The sequence below is a fragment of the Nitrospinaceae bacterium genome (assembly GCA_018669005.1).
Taxonomy (GTDB): Bacteria; UBA8248; UBA8248; order UBA8248; family UBA8248; genus UBA8248.
In genome coordinates this window covers 42,408-59,910 of sequence record JABJAL010000046.1, presented here as the reverse complement: position 1 = coordinate 59,910, position 17,503 = coordinate 42,408, and the positions used below count along the sequence as shown (strand labels likewise).

The 17,503-nt window shown below is 51.9% G+C and carries 16 protein-coding genes; 8 read left to right on the top strand and 8 right to left on the bottom strand.

What is annotated here, in order from left to right:
• Positions 1-139: 139 nt before the first annotated feature.
• The 6 genes from HOJ95_06190 to HOJ95_06165 form a co-directional block, all read right to left on the bottom strand.
• Positions 140-1,102 (bottom strand): amidohydrolase family protein, encoded by a 963-nt coding sequence (locus HOJ95_06190; protein MBT6394273.1) that lies wholly within the window; start codon positions 1,100-1,102, stop codon positions 140-142.
• Between the two features lie 35 nt (positions 1,103-1,137).
• Entirely contained in the window at positions 1,138-1,467 is a 330-nt protein-coding gene (locus HOJ95_06185) for a cytochrome c (GenBank protein MBT6394272.1), read from the bottom strand.
• Between the two features lie 17 nt (positions 1,468-1,484).
• Positions 1,485-2,807, bottom strand: coding sequence for a glutamate-5-semialdehyde dehydrogenase (locus HOJ95_06180; GenBank protein MBT6394271.1), 1,323 nt, complete (start codon positions 2,805-2,807; stop codon positions 1,485-1,487).
• 105 nt (positions 2,808-2,912) lie between these two features.
• Positions 2,913-3,812 carry a RimK family alpha-L-glutamate ligase gene (locus HOJ95_06175; protein ID MBT6394270.1) on the bottom strand — a complete coding sequence of 300 codons (900 nt, stop codon included), beginning with the start codon at positions 3,810-3,812 and terminating at the stop codon, positions 2,913-2,915.
• 227 nt (positions 3,813-4,039) lie between these two features.
• Entirely contained in the window at positions 4,040-4,501 is a 462-nt protein-coding gene (locus HOJ95_06170; protein MBT6394269.1) for a universal stress protein, read from the bottom strand.
• A gap of 226 nt (positions 4,502-4,727) precedes the next feature.
• The gene (locus HOJ95_06165) at positions 4,728-4,970 is read right to left on the bottom strand and encodes a hypothetical protein (GenBank protein MBT6394268.1); all 243 of its coding nucleotides are present in this window, start codon (positions 4,968-4,970) and stop codon (positions 4,728-4,730) included.
• 523 nt (positions 4,971-5,493) lie between these two features.
• Here HOJ95_06165 and HOJ95_06160 point away from each other — a divergent pair.
• Entirely contained in the window at positions 5,494-5,754 is a 261-nt protein-coding gene (locus HOJ95_06160) for a hypothetical protein (GenBank protein ID MBT6394267.1), read from the top strand.
• Between the two features lie 4 nt (positions 5,755-5,758).
• Here the strand turns inward: HOJ95_06160 and HOJ95_06155 are convergent, their stop codons facing one another.
• Positions 5,759-7,327: a sigma 54-interacting transcriptional regulator gene (locus tag HOJ95_06155; GenBank protein ID MBT6394266.1), complete on the bottom strand. Its 1,569-nt coding sequence runs from the start codon at positions 7,325-7,327 to the stop codon at positions 5,759-5,761.
• Between the two features lie 79 nt (positions 7,328-7,406).
• Between HOJ95_06155 and hemW the strand changes: the two genes are divergently transcribed.
• Positions 7,407-8,579 carry a radical SAM family heme chaperone HemW gene (gene hemW / locus HOJ95_06150; GenBank protein ID MBT6394265.1) on the top strand — a complete coding sequence of 391 codons (1,173 nt, stop codon included), beginning with the start codon at positions 7,407-7,409 and terminating at the stop codon, positions 8,577-8,579.
• 18 nt (positions 8,580-8,597) lie between these two features.
• Here hemW and HOJ95_06145 read toward each other — a convergent pair whose 3' ends face one another.
• A complete protein-coding gene (locus HOJ95_06145; GenBank protein ID MBT6394264.1) occupies positions 8,598-10,379 on the bottom strand; it encodes a fibronectin/fibrinogen-binding protein in 1,782 nt (593 codons plus the stop codon).
• Between the two features lie 171 nt (positions 10,380-10,550).
• Between HOJ95_06145 and HOJ95_06140 the strand changes: the two genes are divergently transcribed.
• The 6 genes from HOJ95_06140 to HOJ95_06115 all read left to right on the top strand — a co-directional run bounded on the left by HOJ95_06140 (position 10,551) and on the right by HOJ95_06115 (position 17,428).
• The gene (locus tag HOJ95_06140) at positions 10,551-11,423 is read left to right on the top strand and encodes a YicC family protein (protein MBT6394263.1); all 873 of its coding nucleotides are present in this window, start codon (positions 10,551-10,553) and stop codon (positions 11,421-11,423) included.
• A 2-nt stretch (positions 11,424-11,425) separates the two neighbouring features.
• A complete protein-coding gene (gene gmk, locus HOJ95_06135; protein ID MBT6394262.1) occupies positions 11,426-12,007 on the top strand; it encodes a guanylate kinase in 582 nt (193 codons plus the stop codon).
• Entirely contained in the window at positions 12,004-13,245 is a 1,242-nt protein-coding gene (gene coaBC / locus HOJ95_06130) for a bifunctional phosphopantothenoylcysteine decarboxylase/phosphopantothenate--cysteine ligase CoaBC (GenBank protein ID MBT6394261.1), read from the top strand. The genes gmk and coaBC overlap by 4 nt, the downstream gene beginning before the upstream one ends.
• Positions 13,246-13,628: 383 nt before the next feature.
• Positions 13,629-14,228, top strand: coding sequence for a uracil-DNA glycosylase (locus HOJ95_06125; GenBank protein ID MBT6394260.1), 600 nt, complete (start codon positions 13,629-13,631; stop codon positions 14,226-14,228).
• A 620-nt stretch (positions 14,229-14,848) separates the two neighbouring features.
• Complete coding sequence (locus HOJ95_06120) at positions 14,849-15,043, top strand: hypothetical protein (GenBank protein MBT6394259.1); 195 nt, start codon at positions 14,849-14,851, stop codon at positions 15,041-15,043.
• A 228-nt stretch (positions 15,044-15,271) separates the two neighbouring features.
• A complete protein-coding gene (locus HOJ95_06115; protein ID MBT6394258.1) occupies positions 15,272-17,428 on the top strand; it encodes a pentapeptide repeat-containing protein in 2,157 nt (718 codons plus the stop codon).
• Positions 17,429-17,503 lie beyond the last annotated feature (75 nt).

Below are 17,503 nucleotides of genomic sequence, written 5' to 3'. Positions count from 1 at the left end.
TTTGGATTTATTTTCTTTATGGTTGCCGTCCGGCACGCCGGGCAAAGCGAAGGGTGACTCTTTTCATCGGGGACAATCGGCCATCGTCATCACAATTTCGACATAATTCTGGCCATCAAAATCTTTTAAACTAAATATTTCAAGGTTTGGGCGAGATTTTCCATAGACGCTCGGCATTGCCGTGTGCGACGGCATTGGCCACATTTTCCGGTAGATCTGATAGGGCGCTTCGCCAAATATTGATCTGGGACATATACATATCGGTGACCCAATGCTTCTCACCCCAGACGTTATCTAGGGCGAATATGAAGCGGTCGGGATGTTCAAGAATGAGCTTTCGCCAAGGGGGAGCAAATTTTTTCTCCTCGAACAAATCGACCCATGGCTTAATACCCTTGGCTGCGGCAACGGCGAATGGATTAGCGTGCGCGGCCAGAAAATAAATATTTTTATGGGCTTTGATTAATTTTTGGACTTCGGCGTGTTCAAGTTGGCCCATGTGAATCAGGGAAAAAGGATGATCTGGATTTGCATCGAGCATCCCTTTTAAGTCATCCATAAAGTTTTTGAACGAAGAACCTGGGAGACTGCCAAATTCGATATGAACAACAAACGGCCATTCATTGGCCAGAGCGCCCTTCAGCGCGGCCCGCACCCTTTTGTCATTGGCGCGCACAATAATCGAGGGGCATTTATCGTTTGGACAACCGTCATGCCACATCAAAACTTCAGCCATTGCCCTAAATCTACCGGATTTTAACTGATTCCTGAGAGCTCTATAATATTTTTTATGACGAGATTCTAACGGTTGAGCATAACCCCATTTTTTGGTTGTAACTGAAGGAATGATTCTCTCAGGGTAGGCACTATTGAATTTAATGACATCCTTAGGACTTCTGCCTTGCCGGGCGGCTAGAATAGTCCGATAAACGCCGCCTTGATCCATTAATTTAATGACCGTTTTTTGATCGACACCATCATCCATCTGGCTATGTGCATCAACGAAGTACAATTCTGCGGCTATCGTGACGGGGGGCTGCGCAAGAACAAATAGAAATATGAGTAGGGGGAAAACTTTCAACTTAAGTATGATTTTCTGCATTTCAAAATCTCCCTTTAGTTTGAAAGAAATAACACCTACTTTAACTCTGTGACATATTTCGCCAACCGATCCAGCGTTTCGCCCTTAATAAATGGAAACGCCGGCATTTTCTGACTTCCTTTATAAATTTGTAATCTAACGTAGGCCATTGGTAGGCCACGGCCCTTGAGCGGCGGGGTGAGACTTTTCACACCTTCGCCGTTTTTGCCGTGGCACTGGGAACACGCCTGCTGGAACAAAATAGGGGATGTTAATTTTGCCAAGCCCTCAGGAGAGGTGGTCATCCCACCCTGGCGAAAAATATAAAGAGTGATCAAAAGCGCAATTGCGCCCAGGCTAAATAGTGCCATAAGAATTTTATTCATTCGGGTCGGCTTCCTGATTATTGGGCTTCATCGCCAAGTGGAAGAGGGCGATGGAGGAAAGGCTTGGCATTTTCTCCCGAGTAATCTGAAACGACATGGCCATCGCCTATAAGCTGATATTTGTAGATGGTCAGACCTTCGAGACCCACCGGACCACGCGCATGGATTTTATCGGTGGCAATTCCCACCTCGGCGCCCAGTCCGAAACGGTATCCATCGGCAAAGCGCGTCGATGCGTTCCACATGACACTCGCTGCATCTACGCGATCAAGAAACAACCGGGCAATCCCCTCGTCTTTGGTTACAATAGCTTCGGTATGGCGCGAACCATAATTATTTATATGGGCTATGGCGTCCTCTGGACCCGCCACCACACGGATCGAAAGTATCAGATCGAGATATTCGCTTTTCCAGTCCAACTCCTTGGCCACAACGGCTTCGGGCAGTATCTTCCGCGTCAGCTCGCAGCCCCGGACTTCCACTCCCCTCGCCATTAGGGCCTCAGCTACCCGGGGCAGAAAATCCAGCGCAACGTCCCGATGAACAAGCATCGTCTCGATAGCATTACATACAGCAACATATTGTGTTTTTGAATCCACGGCCAGGTTAATCGCCATTTCGATATCGGCTGCTTTGTCCACATAAATGTGACAAATACCGTCGGCATGCCCGAGAACAGGTATACGAGAATGCTCCTTGATGTGTGCCACAAATTCATTGCTGCCACGAGGGATAATCAGATCGATTGAGTCATCACGAGACAAAAGAGCGGCAATATCTTCACGTGCCTCGACCTGCTGAATCGCATCTGCGGGAATATTTCCCGCTTTCGAAATTGCCTGGCGCAGGACTTCGGTTAGCTTCCTATTGCTATGGATTGCCTCCCGACCACCCTTCAAGATAGCCACGTTTCCAGACTTAACACAAAGCGACGCTATTTGAACCAAAGCATCGGGTCGAGATTCAAAAATTGCGGCGATCACACCAAGCGGGCAACCCACCCTGACAAGACGAAGCCCATCATCCAAAAGCGTAGCGTAGCTAATGCTTCCCAAGGGGTCGGAAAGAGCAGCAACAGCTCGGATACCTCGCGCCATCTCGCCAATTTTAGCCTCGTTAAGTGCCAAGCGTTTAAATACTGATTGGGACATTTCCCCAGAGGCAAGGGCCGCTTCAGCTGCCTTAAGATCGGCGGCGTTGGCTTCCAAAATTTTGGCCGACTTGGCCTCAATCGCAAATGCCATGGCCTCAAGAGCATCATTTCGCTCTTTTAATGACATGGGGGCCAGCACAAGCGCCGCATGACGAGCCCCCGAGCAAATTGCTTCTATATCGGCCATTTAAATATATCTCCCAGGTACGCGTCCAGATTGTTTCGTAATTTTTTAAATCCGGTCTCAAACAAGGTTTAAATTATAGGGGCTGTGACCCGAGCCCCGCAATTCTCATTTTTTTAAATCGCCCCGCCAGTCCCGCCATCGCATTTCTAAATATTCGACAATTCGGGAAGGCACATTGAGCCCACCAGCTCGCTCGAACCCCTCAAATCCAGGAGCAGCGTTAACTTCAAGCACCTTGAGTCCTTCATCTGCCTCGAGCAAATCAACTCCGGCGATATCTAATCCACACACAGCCGCTGCGTTTTCAGCCAGGCTCGCCTCCTCCTTCGTCAGACGGGCACGGCGGGTTGATCCCCCTCGGTGGAGATTAGAGCGGAACTCCTCTTTCGAGGCTCGCCGGCGAACTGCGCCAATCGCCATTCCCCCGACTACAATAATTCGCAAATCCGACCCTTTTGCAGAATCAATAAATTCCTGAACGATGACATCTCGCTCAAGAGCCCACATTGTATCTGCAATGGACTGCGCCTCCTTACAGCTATCGGCAAACATGACACCGCGCCCCTGTGTGCTGCGAGGTAATTTCATCACTACAGGCGGTCCTCCCACAGCTTTAAAAGCGCGAATCAGATAATCCGGATCAGGTGCGAACGCAGTACGTGGCGCAGGCAGTCCGGCTCGGGCCAATAATTGTGCCGTGCGGAGTTTATCTCGGGAATTTTCAAGTGCATCAGCAGAATTGATTACAAGATTTCCGGCCATCACAAAATGATGGACAAGGGCGAGGGAATGATCAGAAATTCCAGCGCCGAGGCGGGCCATGAAAACATCCCCACCCGAGAAAGGCCTACCCTTAAAGTCGAGAGAGAGCACATCGCCGTCAATCTTAAGAAGAAACCGATAAGGATCGAGTATCCGAACCCGATGACGTCGTCGACGCGCCTCCTCTGCGATGCGGCGAACCCCATGCAAGGATTCATCCCGACATAAAATAATTAGTCGCAATTTAAATTCCCTTCAAATTCGATATGATTCCATCATAACAATCAAAAGAAATATTAAACACAGCGAGCAAAGCGATATAAGATTAAGAATATCCCGAATTAACAGCACAAACCCTTAAAATTCAAACCAGATACGATTATTATTTCGTTTTCTCCTTGCAGATATTCTATTAAATAAAAAAAGCGGCCTCAGAATGAGGCCGCTTAACCACTTTATCTCTATTATTGTCAGGCCGCTGCTTTAACTTTCTTTTTGTTGCCCTGAACCGTGATAACAGCAGCTTCGAGTTGACGAGACAATCGGGGCGCATATTTACTCAAACCGGCGTGGCGCTCAAACCAACTGCTTCCACTTTCACCGATAATTAGAAGTTCAGAATTATTCTTATGAGCTGATTTAACGATAACCTGAACGGGATCGCCAAAAACAACCGAAGTACTTACCTCAAGGCCTACAGCCTCAAGCCTTTCTTTAAACGGCTGAAGATAGGCCATTCCCGACTGCTTTCGAATTTCAGCATACTGATCAGCATAGATGGTGTAACCCTCCAGCTGTCGGGCCTGATAGGGCGAACTATCGACCAGAATCAAATGTACAGACTTCCAGGCAGAGGACAATTCAAGGGCCTCTTCTACTGCCAACTCTGCGCTCTCAGAACCATCCAATGGTATCAGAACTTTTGATTGCATCTCTTTCTCCTTTAGTTGACTCCCGATTTATGAACAGAGTCAAATTTTCAGAACAACCTAATTTTCAAATCAGAGGTACAAGACCACTCCAATCCGAGTGCCGCCTTACCTCAATCAACCTTTGGGGCTCATCATCCACCTCATAGGCAACAAAAAACTCCATTGTAAAAATTGAAACAAATACAATCAGACCCAAAAATTCCATGAGTCATACCTCCATCAAGTCTTAAGCGGCTCGGTGATAGTTAAAGTCTTCCTCATAAAGAGCATTTACACGACGAGTTTCAGCGTGTGCCGCCTCAATCCCATCAAGAACATAATCTCCACGCGAGGCAGACATCACAGCAACTGAAGTTACGGGCGAGCGATGCCTCGCCGCTCCCGCCTCTCGTGCCATCATTGCCAAAAGGGCCGCCCACACCGCTATTGGAGCGAGCATCGCCATAATAAAAAATTCTAAATACGACATAGTTCAATCTCCTCCTTGCCAGTTCGGTATCTTTCTAGAGCTCTTATCCGTTTCATCTGGGCTAGCGAATATCTCGATCCGGCGCTAACATATCCCCAAAACGGATTTGGGAGCTAATTGTTACTCAACCCCCTAAATTGCAACTTGGGTGCCAAATACACGTTCGGATATATGTCTTTATTATTCAATTATTTACACGGTTTGTGGCGAGAGTTTCCAGGCTGAACCGCCAGGAGATATTACGACATATCGTCATTTCGCGACATTTGCGTTTTCTATGCTCTTCGTAAAACGCACTCTTCTGTGACTCATCAAGACCAGGGGCGCTATACATCTGGGCGCCACCCAATCCGCAGAAGCGGAATGCACACAATTCCCTCATCCACCACACAGGCAGTAGCTGAGCACTCCAGACCGCCTCAATCGTCTGGGTTAGTAACCCGGGTCACTGCCAGAGCGACGAGCCTGGGGTTAAATTTCTATTGCGTTGGAAAATATTATTTCTATTTGGAGGGAAAATACGATGAAGTTAGCAAAGTCCTCACGGCCATACCTGACAACCCAAAAACGAAAATGGCTATTCGGCTTCAGTATATTTCAAAAAAAATCTGACTTGGCTCAAAAAATCAGAAAAACGAATCAAGACAGACTAGAGGCCATCGCCATGGCAAACGACCCTGAAATTGTAAAAGCGTTCAGTGCCACTCTTGAAGCGGAGGAAAATATCTCTATGAACAAATTTGAAAACGGACCTAAATTTCCAAACTTTAAAAAAGCATCATGAGCAACTAGCCAGCCACATCTTCCACAACGCCGTAGCTTTTCTGAGGCTTTATCCCCAATTTTTTCATCCTGCTTTGAAGCGTTGTTGGTTTCATGTCCAGTATCTTTGCCGCCCCCTTTTCACCCGAGACAACTCCGCCCGTTCGTTCAAGTACTTTTAAAATATAACTTCGCTCATGCCCTTCCATCGTGGAAAATTCCTCAGTATCGGGGCGGGCTGCCTGAGGATCTCCCAATAATTGTTTATTAAAACGCAAGGTATCTCCCGAACCCAGGACCAACCCGCGCTCCACAACATTTTCCAGCTCACGCACATTTCCCGGCCAATCGTAGCGCATCAGCCGCTCCATTGCCCTCGGATCTATTCTCTTGATGAGCCGGTTCATTCCGGGCCCATATTTTCGAACAAAATGCTCAACCAAATCTAGGATATCTTCTTTTCTCTCCCTCAGCGGAGGCACCCGGATTGGTATAACGTTAAGGCGGAAAAACAAATCTTGCCGGAATCGACCGTTCTCAACCTCCGCCTCCAAATCACGGTTCGTAGCAGTAACGATCCGGGTATCGGCCTGAATAGTCCGCGTCCCCCCTACACGCTCAAATTCACGCTCCTGCATCACCCGGAGCACCTTAACTTGAGCCTCCATCGGTAACTCGCCAATTTCGTCAAGAAAAATAGTGCCCTGGTGGGCCAGCTCGAACCGACCGATCTTCCTTTCCACCGCACCAGTGAAAGACCCCTTTTCGTGGCCAAACAACTCACTTAGCAAAAGCGTGTCCTGAAGCGCCGCGCAATTTACTTTCACCATCAACTTTTCGCGCCGCGCACTCAAATTATGTATGGCATGAGCCACTAGTTCTTTTCCCGTTCCTGTCTCGCCCAGAATAAGCACCGTCACTTCGGTCTGGGCCACCCGCCGTATCATATCCTTAAGATCGGCCATCCCCCGGCTTGAGCCCACAAAATCTGTCTCCGAGAAAAACTTCAACTCGCTCCGAAGCAAAAGAGCCTCTTTATGAAGATTTTCCTGGCTGGCCTGAAGCGTGGCATACGCCCGGGCGTTCGCCACAGCCGTAGCAATGTGCGGCGCAACATCGGAGAGAAATTGAGCCATCTCCTCGGTAAAACAATTAGGCTCAAAACTCGCCACCGCGAGTTCTCCAAACACCTCATCCTCGATAATAAGAGGAACGCGCACACCACTCCGAATGCCGCGCTGGAAAACAATTTCATCCTCGGCAAACGGGCGCTCCCGAAGAAGATCCTGATAAATTACATAAGGCACCTCAGATCGATGCTCGATAAACCAGCCGAGCGTTCCGCCCTCAAGGGGGATATCTTTGTCCGGAAGATCCACCCCCTCCTCTCCGCCCGAGGTGATATTGGCCCAGGTGTAGCTTTTTTCATCAGAGTTAATTAAGAGCAGGGCAACGTGGTCGAGAGGTAAAATAGCCTTTAGCTCGGTTGCAACACGACCGAGCACCACGTCAAGATCGAGACTTGAGTTCAACACCCTGTCGATGCGCAGGATGCCCTGATAACGCTCCTCGGTGGTAAGATTCCGAATCGGCAACGGTGGACCCCTTCCTTGTTAGTGGTCCCCTATCTTACCAAGGAGAATTAATCCTTAACAACATGACCGGACACGCGATATGAAAGAGCCGAAACAACTATCCCTTTATATCCATATCCCTTTCTGCATCCATAAATGCGGGTATTGCGACTTCAATTCATACGCAGTGGACAAACTGCTAAACATGGGACACGTGGACGAGAATTGGGCCACCACCTATGGGACATCGCTTATCCGGGAGATCGAGTGCAGAGCAGAGCGTCTAGGCCTAGCTGGCACCGCCGTCGATACGGTCTTTTTCGGCGGCGGCACCCCATCGCTTTTTCCTGAACCTGAAACCATCCGCATACTTGAAACAATTCAAGACACATTCAAACTCTCCCCCGAGGCCGAAATCACCCTAGAGGCGAATCCTGGTGCGGCGGAGTGCGAGCGCTTCGAGGCCCTCCGAGGAGCAGGGTTCAATCGCATCAGCATTGGGATGCAGTCATTCAACGATGAAATACTCAGTCGCCTTGAGCGCGTCCACACGGGAAATGAGGCCCGCGAGGCTTTCCATTCGACTCGCCGTGCCGGATTTTCAAATGTCTCTCTCGATCTGATGTTCGGAACACCGTTTCAATCTCTTGCCCAGGCCACCGCAGATGTCGAGAGCGCCCTGGCCCTCGGCCCGGAACACATCTCCGCCTACGAACTCACCATCGAGCCAGGCACCAACTTCGGGGCGCTTCACGGCAGGGGAGAGCTCGCCGGCCTTCCCGACGAGGACACCGCACTCGAAATGTGGGAGATGCGGGACCGCCTGCTGTCGGCAGCGGGGTACGAGCGCTACGAGATTAGCAATTTCGCCCGCAAGGGCTTTAGATGCAGGCATAACCTTAACTACTGGCTCAGGGGAGACTATCTCGGCTTGGGTGCAGGTGCACACTCACTCATCGCTGGAAAACGCATCTGGAACATCGCCCGACCCGATCACTACATCGAATCCAAAGACGATCCGGAGGTGGGCGGAGAAGATGTCACAGATCCGAATAAAGCCATCGGCGAGGCGCTCATGCTCGGTCTTCGGCTAAAGGAGGGAGTTTCACTAGGCGACATCGCCTCTAGATGCGGCGCAGATCCTGAAGAGAAATTCGGTGAAGTGTTCACGGAATTAATCGACAAAAAACTTCTTGAGCATGATAATCGAACAATTCGCCTCACCCCGCGTGGCACGCTACTCGCCAATCAGGTGCTGGCAAGATTCATCTAAGCCCTATTTGGCTAAACCTCACTCAATTTCATCCAACAACGCCATGATAGATGTCGCCTCGTCCGGCGAGGCGGCAACGGTGCGCTGCCCGGTAATGTGCACAAGGCCAGGTGGTGCCCCGCGAGGGCGCTTCACTTTCTGGAAGGGAACGCATGCCACATTCACCCGTCCTCCCCCGCGACCTTTACTATGGTACGCGGCAAGAGAGGCCGCCTGAAGAACAGCCTCCTCAGGTGCTACATTCTCGGCCCGACCCACTAAAGTACGAAGAATGACATGGCTCCCGGGAACACCTTGGGCATGGAACCATAAATCTCCCTCGTGCCCGACTTCACGCATGAGCGCGTCGTTTCCCATCGCATTTTTGCCCACATAAATTTGCCAACCATCGGTAGCATCAAACCGCCGCCAGCGCCGACCTTTAGATTTTTCCCCTGCACGGCGGCCCACGACAGTAGACCCTTCTCCTTCCCTGCGAGAACGCTTTTCCTGGAAACCGCCTGCCAGCAGCGCAGCTCGCGCTGTTTCCAAATCGCCTGGCGAGCTAGCTTCCTCCAATTCGAATGAAAGCCCGTCCAGAAAAACCGCTTTTTCCCGAACAGCCGCACCGCGCTGCTCGGCTACCACGGCCCGGCGGCGCAATTTCTTATAGCGCCTGAAAAATCTTTGGGCATTTTCCGAAACCGTGTACTTGGGATCGAGCGCAATTTCAATTTTCCTGCCCCCAATTTCCGAAAAGAACGCCGACGCTTTCTCAGGAACGCTTCCCAAATTCTCAAGCAAGAGTTCTCCCTTTAGACGCTCTTCATCAGCGCCCCGACTCTCGACCAGATCCCGTTCAATTGCCGCGAGGGTTTTTTTTAATCGGCTGGAATGACGGCCGATTTTTCGTCCAAGGGCGTCACGTTCAACGGCAAATACATCCGGCGAAACTCTTTTTGTAAAGAAATACTTGGCAGCCTCATTCATCGTTTCAAAAGAAAGGGATCTCTCGGAAGGCGTTTCACGAGGGATAAAAGCAACTAGCGTTTTCGGAGAACCATTTTCGTTTAAAATAACTGTAGGATGAGGCTTGCCATCCCACAACTCTTTCATCAGCCCGTAAAATTCGCACCATAGCATTTGCCCATCTCCACCTTGCCAGCGTGCCGCTATCTCCGAGGCCACCTCGGGACCAACGCTTGCAAAAGATCGAACCAACCAGCGATTCATACCGCGTCCGTCATCCGCCCGGATACCCGCATCATTGAAAAGACCCAGGAATACGCTTTCGTTCAAATCTTCAAACCGCAATTTGTCCTGCTCGGAGGGAAGCCCATAGGCCGCATCCCGGACAATGGGCCGACTTGGATTCTGCTCTGCGGATATTCGGCGAATAGCATCGAGAGTTAACCCTGTACCTGCATCCACGAGGACAATATTACTCCAGCGACCCATTACTTCGGCCATCAGCGCATACCAGGCTTGCTTGTTGCTCCTGTCAGTTTTCTCAACCGTAATCTGAACCGCCCGCTCGCGCTCGCCTGTGGCGATTCGCGATATCCTCGCGCCAACAAGAAAATTTCGGAGAACGCGGCAAAAATCAGCCGGAACGGCAGGAGCCTGTGGATTCTCATCTGTAAGATGTATCCGGGAATGCGTAGGATCTGCACTCAAGACAAGGCGATGAGTCTGCCGACGGGTGCTCTCGCACGTTAAAAACAGCGTACGCCTATCAGGCTGAATGATTCTCTTTATCCGGGCACCTTCAAGTTCCTCGTTAATTTCATGAGAAATCGCCCGTAAAACAAAAATATCCATCACTAACTCCTGGAATTCTTTACTATCGAATTCCGTTGAAAGCCATTAACGGCCATTTATCGCGATTCTCATGGCCAAATATTTCGTATAACTTCCGACGGAATTGACATAGGACCGCCGGAAACCTATTGTAAACACGGTTGATATCGAATTTAAAGGGGAAGTTGAGCTATGATTTTCAGTATGACTGGCTATGGCGCAGGTGAGGCCCCCTTCCGGGACGCCGTATTTTCGGTCGAATCTCGATCCGTCAATCATCGCTACCTTGAGTCCTCCGTTCGTGGCCCGCGCTGGACCCTGTCTCTCGAAAACGAAGTGAGAGAGGCAGTCAAAAAACGCTTTGCTCGCGGTCGTTTCGACATTTTCATCCATTACAAAGAATCAAACAATAACGCTCAGATAATTGACATCAACGCAGCAAAAAACTTTGTCACCTCCCTCGAAAGCCTACGAGACGAATTGGGAATCAAAGGGGAAGTGGACCTGGCGCTTCTCACCAGCTTCAAGGACTCTCTAAAGAGCGCGGACACCGCTTTTGCCGCAGATGAAATACGCGAGCCGCTGATGAGCGCCCTTGATTCCGCTCTTTCGAACCTGGCCGACATGAGAGGGCGCGAAGGAGAGGCGCTTGAGCGTGACATTCTCAACCACCTCGATGATGTCGAGCGTCTCGCCGGTGAAGTCAAAATACACCTCCCCGATGCACAGAAAGCCCTTACCGAGCGCTTGCGGGATCGCGTCATCAAGCTTGCCGAGGGCGTTGAGATGAACGAGGGCCGCATCGAGCAGGAATTGATATTCGCAGCCGAGCGCGGGGATATCAACGAGGAGTTAAGCCGCCTCGCCAGCCACATCTCACAGTTTCGCTCCCTCGTTAAGCAGGGAGAACCCTTAGGTCGAAAACTAGACTTTCTGATTCAAGAGATGAACCGCGAGTCGAACACCATTGCCTCAAAATCAGTGGACCTAACACTCACACAAAAATCAGTTGACCTCAAAAGCGCCCTCGAAAAGATCCGCGAACAGGTGCAGAACGCGGAGTGATCATGCGGCAAGGCCATCTTTTTGTATTATCCGCGCCCTCGGGTGCCGGAAAATCAACACTAATCGACAGAGCCATTTTGGAAATTCCCAATACCTGGCACTCCATCAGTGCAACCACGCGCGCACCCCGAGACTATGAAGAAGAAGGTCGCCATTATTTCTTCCTCTCTCATGAAGAATTCGAAAAAGCCCTCGGCGAAGATCATTTCCTTGAATCAGCCACCGTACACGGTGAATTTTACGGCACCCCAAGCGCAAGCGTAGACGCGCGGATGGCGGATGGCGACGACGTCATTATGGATTTGGACGTTCAGGGCGCGCTACAGGTAAAGCAACGTCGCCCCGAAATCGTGATGATTTTCATCATGCCACCATCTATCGAAGAGCTTAGAAAGCGAATCGAGGGCCGTCAGACTGAAACCGAGGAATCTATCCAGCGACGACTTTCCATAGCCGAAAAAGAGATGGGCCATCGGGATGAATACGACCACATTATCGTTAACGATGTCATTGATGTCGCTTACGCGGAATTGGCAAAAATTATCGAAACCTATCGCCTGGGCAAAGAGGAGACGGGCCCTTGAGCGAAGACCATCATCCCGCTCCACTGGCGGGTAAATTCGTCGTTCTTGCCGTTACAGGGGGAATCGCCTCCTACAAGTCCATTGACCTGGCGCGCCAACTAACCCTTGAGGGTGCCGAGGTGCAGTGCGTCCTCACTCGGAACGCCCTGTCTTTCGTGCAACCGCTGCCTTTCCAAGTGCTCACCGGTAGAGCGCCCATCGACAAAATGTTTCCCATCCAAGGCGGTCGCCATCCGGGAGACATGCCGCATATCTCTCTTACCGATCTTGCGGACCAAATCGTTCTCGCGCCTGCCACCGCCAACGCCATATCAAAATTCGCGCGCGGATACGGCGATGACTTTCTCTCAACCCTTCTGCTCTCAGCCCGTGCGCCGGTCATCATCGCTCCCGCAATGAATCCCCGCATGTGGAACAGCCCCGCCGTAATTGACAATATTCGGCTCCTCCGATCTCGGGGCCACATCGTAATTGAGCCCGGTGTAGGCCGAATGGCCCGCCCCGAGGAAGGCGAGGGACGGGGCCGTATGCCCGAGCCCGCCGACGTATTGGCTGAAATTCACCGGGTTCTACTACCCCGGCCTGATCTCGCTGGCCGCCGCCTGGTTGTCTCGGCTGGCCCGACCCGCGAGCGGTGGGACGCCGTACGCTATCTTTCAAATCGCTCCAGCGGAAAAATGGGCTTTGCCATCGCCCGGACCGCTCTGGCCAGAGGGGCCGAGGTCACACTCGTGAGCGGGCCGGTTTCCTTGCCCGATCCGCCCGGCGTGAAAGTCATACGGATTGAATCTGCCCAAGAGATGCACACCGCAATACTAGAAGCCTGGCAGGGAGCCGACGCCGCCATCATGGCAGCCGCCGTGGCGGACTACCGACCCGCACGGACAACCGATGACAAAATAAAAAAAGAAGAAGGCGGGGCCACCCTCCATCTTGAGCGCACCACCGATATTCTCGCCGAAATGGGTGCCTCGAAGGGCAATCGCATCCTCGTTGGCTTTGCGGCGGAAACAGGTGACCTCAAAGCGAATGCCCTGCGGAAACTTCAGGACAAAAAGCTGGATTTCATCGTTGCGAACCACGTATCAGGCGAAGATGATGCTATGGGTGCGGACGCGAGCCGGGCCATTATCTTTAATCCCTCTGGGGGCGGGGAAGAGCTCCCCTTTCAGGAAAAAGGATTACTCGCCGGAAAAATTCTAGACAAACTTTCCAGAATATGGGATAAAAATACATAATCTTACTTCTGACCTGGAACCATTAGTCAGCGCCCGTTCCAGGAAACACAATGAACACCCCTGACAATGCACCACAGACGCTCCTTGAGCATCTAAACATCCTCCGTGACGCCGGAGTGCGCTATGTTGCGCTCGACGACGAAACCACTCATTCGGAAACCTCATACGGGCAGGGAGAGTTCGACGGCACCATCGCCGAGCCGGGGCCACCTGTTGCCGCAATAAGAACTTCCGCTACACACTCTGCAATCCAACGCACCTCGGACGAAGCTACACCGCCCGTCCCGCGTAAGGATGTTCTGTCGGCCCCGGCACTCTCCCTGCCCGACCAGGAGGCTACATTGCCACCCAAGAAAGATTTCGCCAACAAAGACACCCCGCCTATGCCCTTCGACCCCGATGAGAAAATGACTCTCGATACGCTCTCTGAGGCGATTGCAGGCTGCACCCGCTGCCAACTCGGCCACGATCGAACGAATCTTGTCTTCGGCGTCGGCAACCCCAACGCCGATCTCGTTTTCGTCGGCGAAGCACCAGGCCGGGACGAGGACAAACAAGGTATTCCCTTCGTCGGGCGGGCGGGGCAGATGCTCACCCGAATGATCGAAAACGTCATCGAAATTCCGCGAAGCGATGTCTACATCTGCAACGTCCTCAAATGCAGGCCACCAAAAAACCGCAACCCCGAGCCCGGCGAGATCGACTGCTGCGAGCCCTACCTCCACAAACAGCTAGAAATCATCAATCCCAAGATTATCGTCGCCCTCGGCAAGTTCGCCGCCCAGTTTCTCTTCGACACCGATACCCCGATAGGCAAGCTACGCGGCAAATTTGGCCGCTACCGGGGCATCACCACCCTGGCCACCTACCACCCGGCCTATCTGCTACGAAACTCAAGCCAAAAGCGCGTCGTCATGGATGATCTCCTCAAGATGAAGGCCGTCCTCGATGGTGCCGAGCCCGAGATGGAGATACCCGACTGACCGCAACATGCCGCTCTCTGAGCCCTCCGGCTCTAAGTATTTGATATTCATACGATAACCCCCCTCACAAAACTATCGCCATTTTCTGCCGGGGACCCTATATTTCAGATCATACGAGCCGCCATTTTCAACCCCATGGCCGGCAGGAGGCCGATGACCCCGATGTAAATCGCTCATAGGAGGAACCCCGCCATGCCCCCCAACAAAAGATGCCCCTACAGACTCATATCAAAAGCCGGGGAAGTCCTCTGCTTCGACCCCTGACTCGCCGAACTCATCAGACCCCCCATCCAGGTCATTGACGAATGGTGTACGCGCCAGGCTTTCCGCACCTGCCCCGGCTATCGCAACTACCAGCACAACACCCTCGCCTGGGAGCGAAAATACTTCATGCTCAATTAGGGCCCCAAAAAGAGCCCAATTCACCCACTGCCGGGCGAATTTGCGGCCCCGAAAGCGTCACAAACCAGTTAATAGCACCATAAACCACCTATTTCCCACCAAAACCCGCCGCAATAAATCCCTTGACTCCGCGCCCCTATTCGCTACCATATATTCATCAGACCTCGCCGTGCCGGGACACCTACCCGATGCGAAAACTTGAAAAAAGGAGACAACCCATGAAACATATTCTTCTCGCCGCCCTGGCCGTTCTCGTCTTTGCCGCCCCTGCCTTTGCTGGCGGTGATGGCTTATGCGACTACTCGGCAAAACTCAAAGTCACGGATAAAGGCAAGGCCAAGATCAAGCTTCAAGAAACTGTCACGAAAGAGACCAAGGACAAGAAAATCATTGCCTCCTCCACCATGAAATAAACCAACGCACGCACACAATAAAAGCCGCATCAGGATTTTTTCCTCGTGCGGCTTTTTTGCATTTGGGGTTTAAACAACAAGACGGCACCCTCTGATTCCCTTCGTTTTTTAAACTTCCCCGCAGCCCAAAAAACGCTATAATCTAATTATTACCTCGAACAAAACGACCCACCTTCACCCGGAGGCGGGTGCGGGGCGCATCCCAGGGTTCCACTGGAGATTCGGGCCATGGTTGATGAAAACGAAGCTGCTTTGCTCGACGACGGATACGGCGAAAATTACCGGGAACCAACCGATGAAGAAATGAAAATTCTCTTGGCCCATCACCAATGGGCCGAATCCAAGGCAAAAGAAGGCGGAGAGGAACAAGGCGAGCGAGCCGACCTCAGCGGTGCCGACCTTCGAGGACTTGATTTCGATAGTCCCAGCCTTCGTGGAGACAATTTCGAGAGCCTGAACCTCGCGGAAATCGTCCTGGCGGACGCCGATCTGAGTGGCGCTTTTCTCGGTGGGGTCAACCTCCGGCACAGCTATCTTCAAAACACGAATTTCGAGAACGCCAATTTTCACGTCCGAAAAAGTTTATTAGGCACCAAAGGCTATAATCCCGAAGACCACATCGGAAAAACCATTCTCCAGGGAGCCCTTCTCTGGCGAACGAATTTCCGAAATGCCAACCTCACCGGCGTGGCGCTCCAGAAAGCAGAAATTTTCGAGGCTAATCTTGAAGGCGCCAATTTGTCCTCGGCGTTTCTTCAGGGAGCCGATCTGCGGGATTCAAACCTTGAGGGCGCATCTCTTCGAAAAGTAAAAGCGGGACAGGGGACGGGGCCTGCGGAGCTTACCAACCTACACCGTGCGAATCTAAAATCCGCCGACCTCAGCGATGCCAGCCTCTCCCAAGCCGATCTGGGTGAGGCGAATCTCGAAGGGGCGGACCTATCCCGGGCCGATCTTCAACATGCCAATTTGCTCGGTGCTGGGCTTCTAAGTTCCAACCTACAGAACGCCGACCTCACCGGGGCCGAGGGCGTACTCGCAGATCAGTTCGCGCAATGCAACGTCTCGGGCGCGAAGCTGCCCGGGGAAATAAACAACTTCGAGGACAGCCTCGAAACCCTCAAGGAAACCTCGATGAGCGCGAAGAAGATTTTCCTGACAATGCTCCTGGCCTGCGTCTACTCGCTCCTGACGATATTCAGCACCGGGGACGAAAAGCTCATCACGAATTCATCCTCCTCCCCGCTCCCCATCATCCAGGTCGGGGTTCCCATCGCGGATTTTTACTTCGTCGCCCCGATGATCCTTCTCGTCATCTTTTTCTATTTTCATCTGTATCTACAGAAAATGTGGCACCACCTCGCGAAACTCCCCGCCGTGTTCCCGGACGGCACCCCGCTCGACGATAAGGCCTATCCCTGGCTGCTCACCCAGCGGGTGCGGGCCCACTTTCCGATACTGCAAAAAAGCGGCCGCCCTCCGCTGTCCCACCTCCAGGGCTTTATATCCATCCTGCTCGCCTGGTGGGCCGTCCCCGTAACGGTCGCCGTTTTCTGGCTCTGGTATTTGAGAACGCACGATCCGGTGTACATCGCGTTTCACATTTCTTTCTTAACCATCGCCGTCATCTCCGCCGCACATTTCCAGCGGCTGGCGAGAAATACGCTCCGCCACGAGCCCATCCGGTACGTGAAAGATTGGAAAAAACTTGAAACTTACAAAAATATCCTGGACAGAGTGCACAGGCTTTTTGCCGGGGCAGTGGCGGTGGCGGTCCTCGCGTTGTTCGTTTCCGACAGGGCGATCACCCAAAGTCCGGATGCTTTAATTCCGCTTGCCCTGAAAATAATAGGCGGCCGGGCACATCTGAAACTGACTGACAAGGACGTTTCCACCAAACCCCCGAACTGGGCGCGGGACCGGGCGCTTGCGGCCATCGCCGAAAGATCAACCACCAAAAAATCAAACGAACGCAAGACGAATAAAAATAAATTCGAGCTGATTTCGGGCGCTCAACTCCGTGGCGAGGATTTATCGCACTCCTCGGCGTCCGGTGCATATCTTGTGAAAGCAAATTTACTTGACGCAAAACTCCAAAACTCCAATCTTAGAAGTACCAATCTCAGGTGGGCCGATCTTGAAGGGGCTAATCTCATGAAGGCCAATCTCAGGGAGGCCAATCTCAGGGGGGCCAATCTCAGGAAGACCATTCTCAGGGGGGCCGATCTCATGAAGGCCGATCTCAGGGGAGTAGACCTCCGAAAAACAAAAAAACTTACCCAAAAACAGATTGACTACGCCTGTGTGGACAAAAGCACGAAGCTCCCGCCGCATATCAAAAGACTAAACACCTACCCCGGATGTAAATTTTGGAAGGATAAATAGTAGTGTTTTCGCCGATTTACCCCGCTTTCCCGCCCTCATCCGCCGTGCGATGATGGACACATCGAAACCCCTTCA

Coding starts and splice junctions, on each gene's coding strand:
- HOJ95_06180 (MBT6394271.1), bottom strand. CDS start 2,807: ATGGCCGATATAGAAGCAATTTGCTCGGGGGCTCGTCATGCGGCGCTT.
- HOJ95_06170 (MBT6394269.1), bottom strand. CDS start 4,501: ATGCAATCAAAAGTTCTGATACCATTGGATGGTTCTGAGAGCGCAGAG.
- HOJ95_06165 (MBT6394268.1), bottom strand. CDS start 4,970: ATGTCGTATTTAGAATTTTTTATTATGGCGATGCTCGCTCCAATAGCG.
- HOJ95_06125 (MBT6394260.1), top strand. CDS start 13,629: ATGCCCTTCGACCCCGATGAGAAAATGACTCTCGATACGCTCTCTGAG.
- HOJ95_06160 (MBT6394267.1), top strand. CDS start 5,494: ATGAAGTTAGCAAAGTCCTCACGGCCATACCTGACAACCCAAAAACGA.
- hemW (MBT6394265.1), top strand. CDS start 7,407: ATGAAAGAGCCGAAACAACTATCCCTTTATATCCATATCCCTTTCTGC.
- HOJ95_06120 (MBT6394259.1), top strand. CDS start 14,849: ATGAAACATATTCTTCTCGCCGCCCTGGCCGTTCTCGTCTTTGCCGCC.
- HOJ95_06190 (MBT6394273.1), bottom strand. CDS start 1,102: ATGCAGAAAATCATACTTAAGTTGAAAGTTTTCCCCCTACTCATATTT.
- HOJ95_06140 (MBT6394263.1), top strand. CDS start 10,551: ATGATTTTCAGTATGACTGGCTATGGCGCAGGTGAGGCCCCCTTCCGG.
- HOJ95_06185 (MBT6394272.1), bottom strand. CDS start 1,467: ATGAATAAAATTCTTATGGCACTATTTAGCCTGGGCGCAATTGCGCTT.
- gmk (MBT6394262.1), top strand. CDS start 11,426: ATGCGGCAAGGCCATCTTTTTGTATTATCCGCGCCCTCGGGTGCCGGA.
- HOJ95_06115 (MBT6394258.1), top strand. CDS start 15,272: ATGGTTGATGAAAACGAAGCTGCTTTGCTCGACGACGGATACGGCGAA.
- HOJ95_06145 (MBT6394264.1), bottom strand. CDS start 10,379: ATGGATATTTTTGTTTTACGGGCGATTTCTCATGAAATTAACGAGGAA.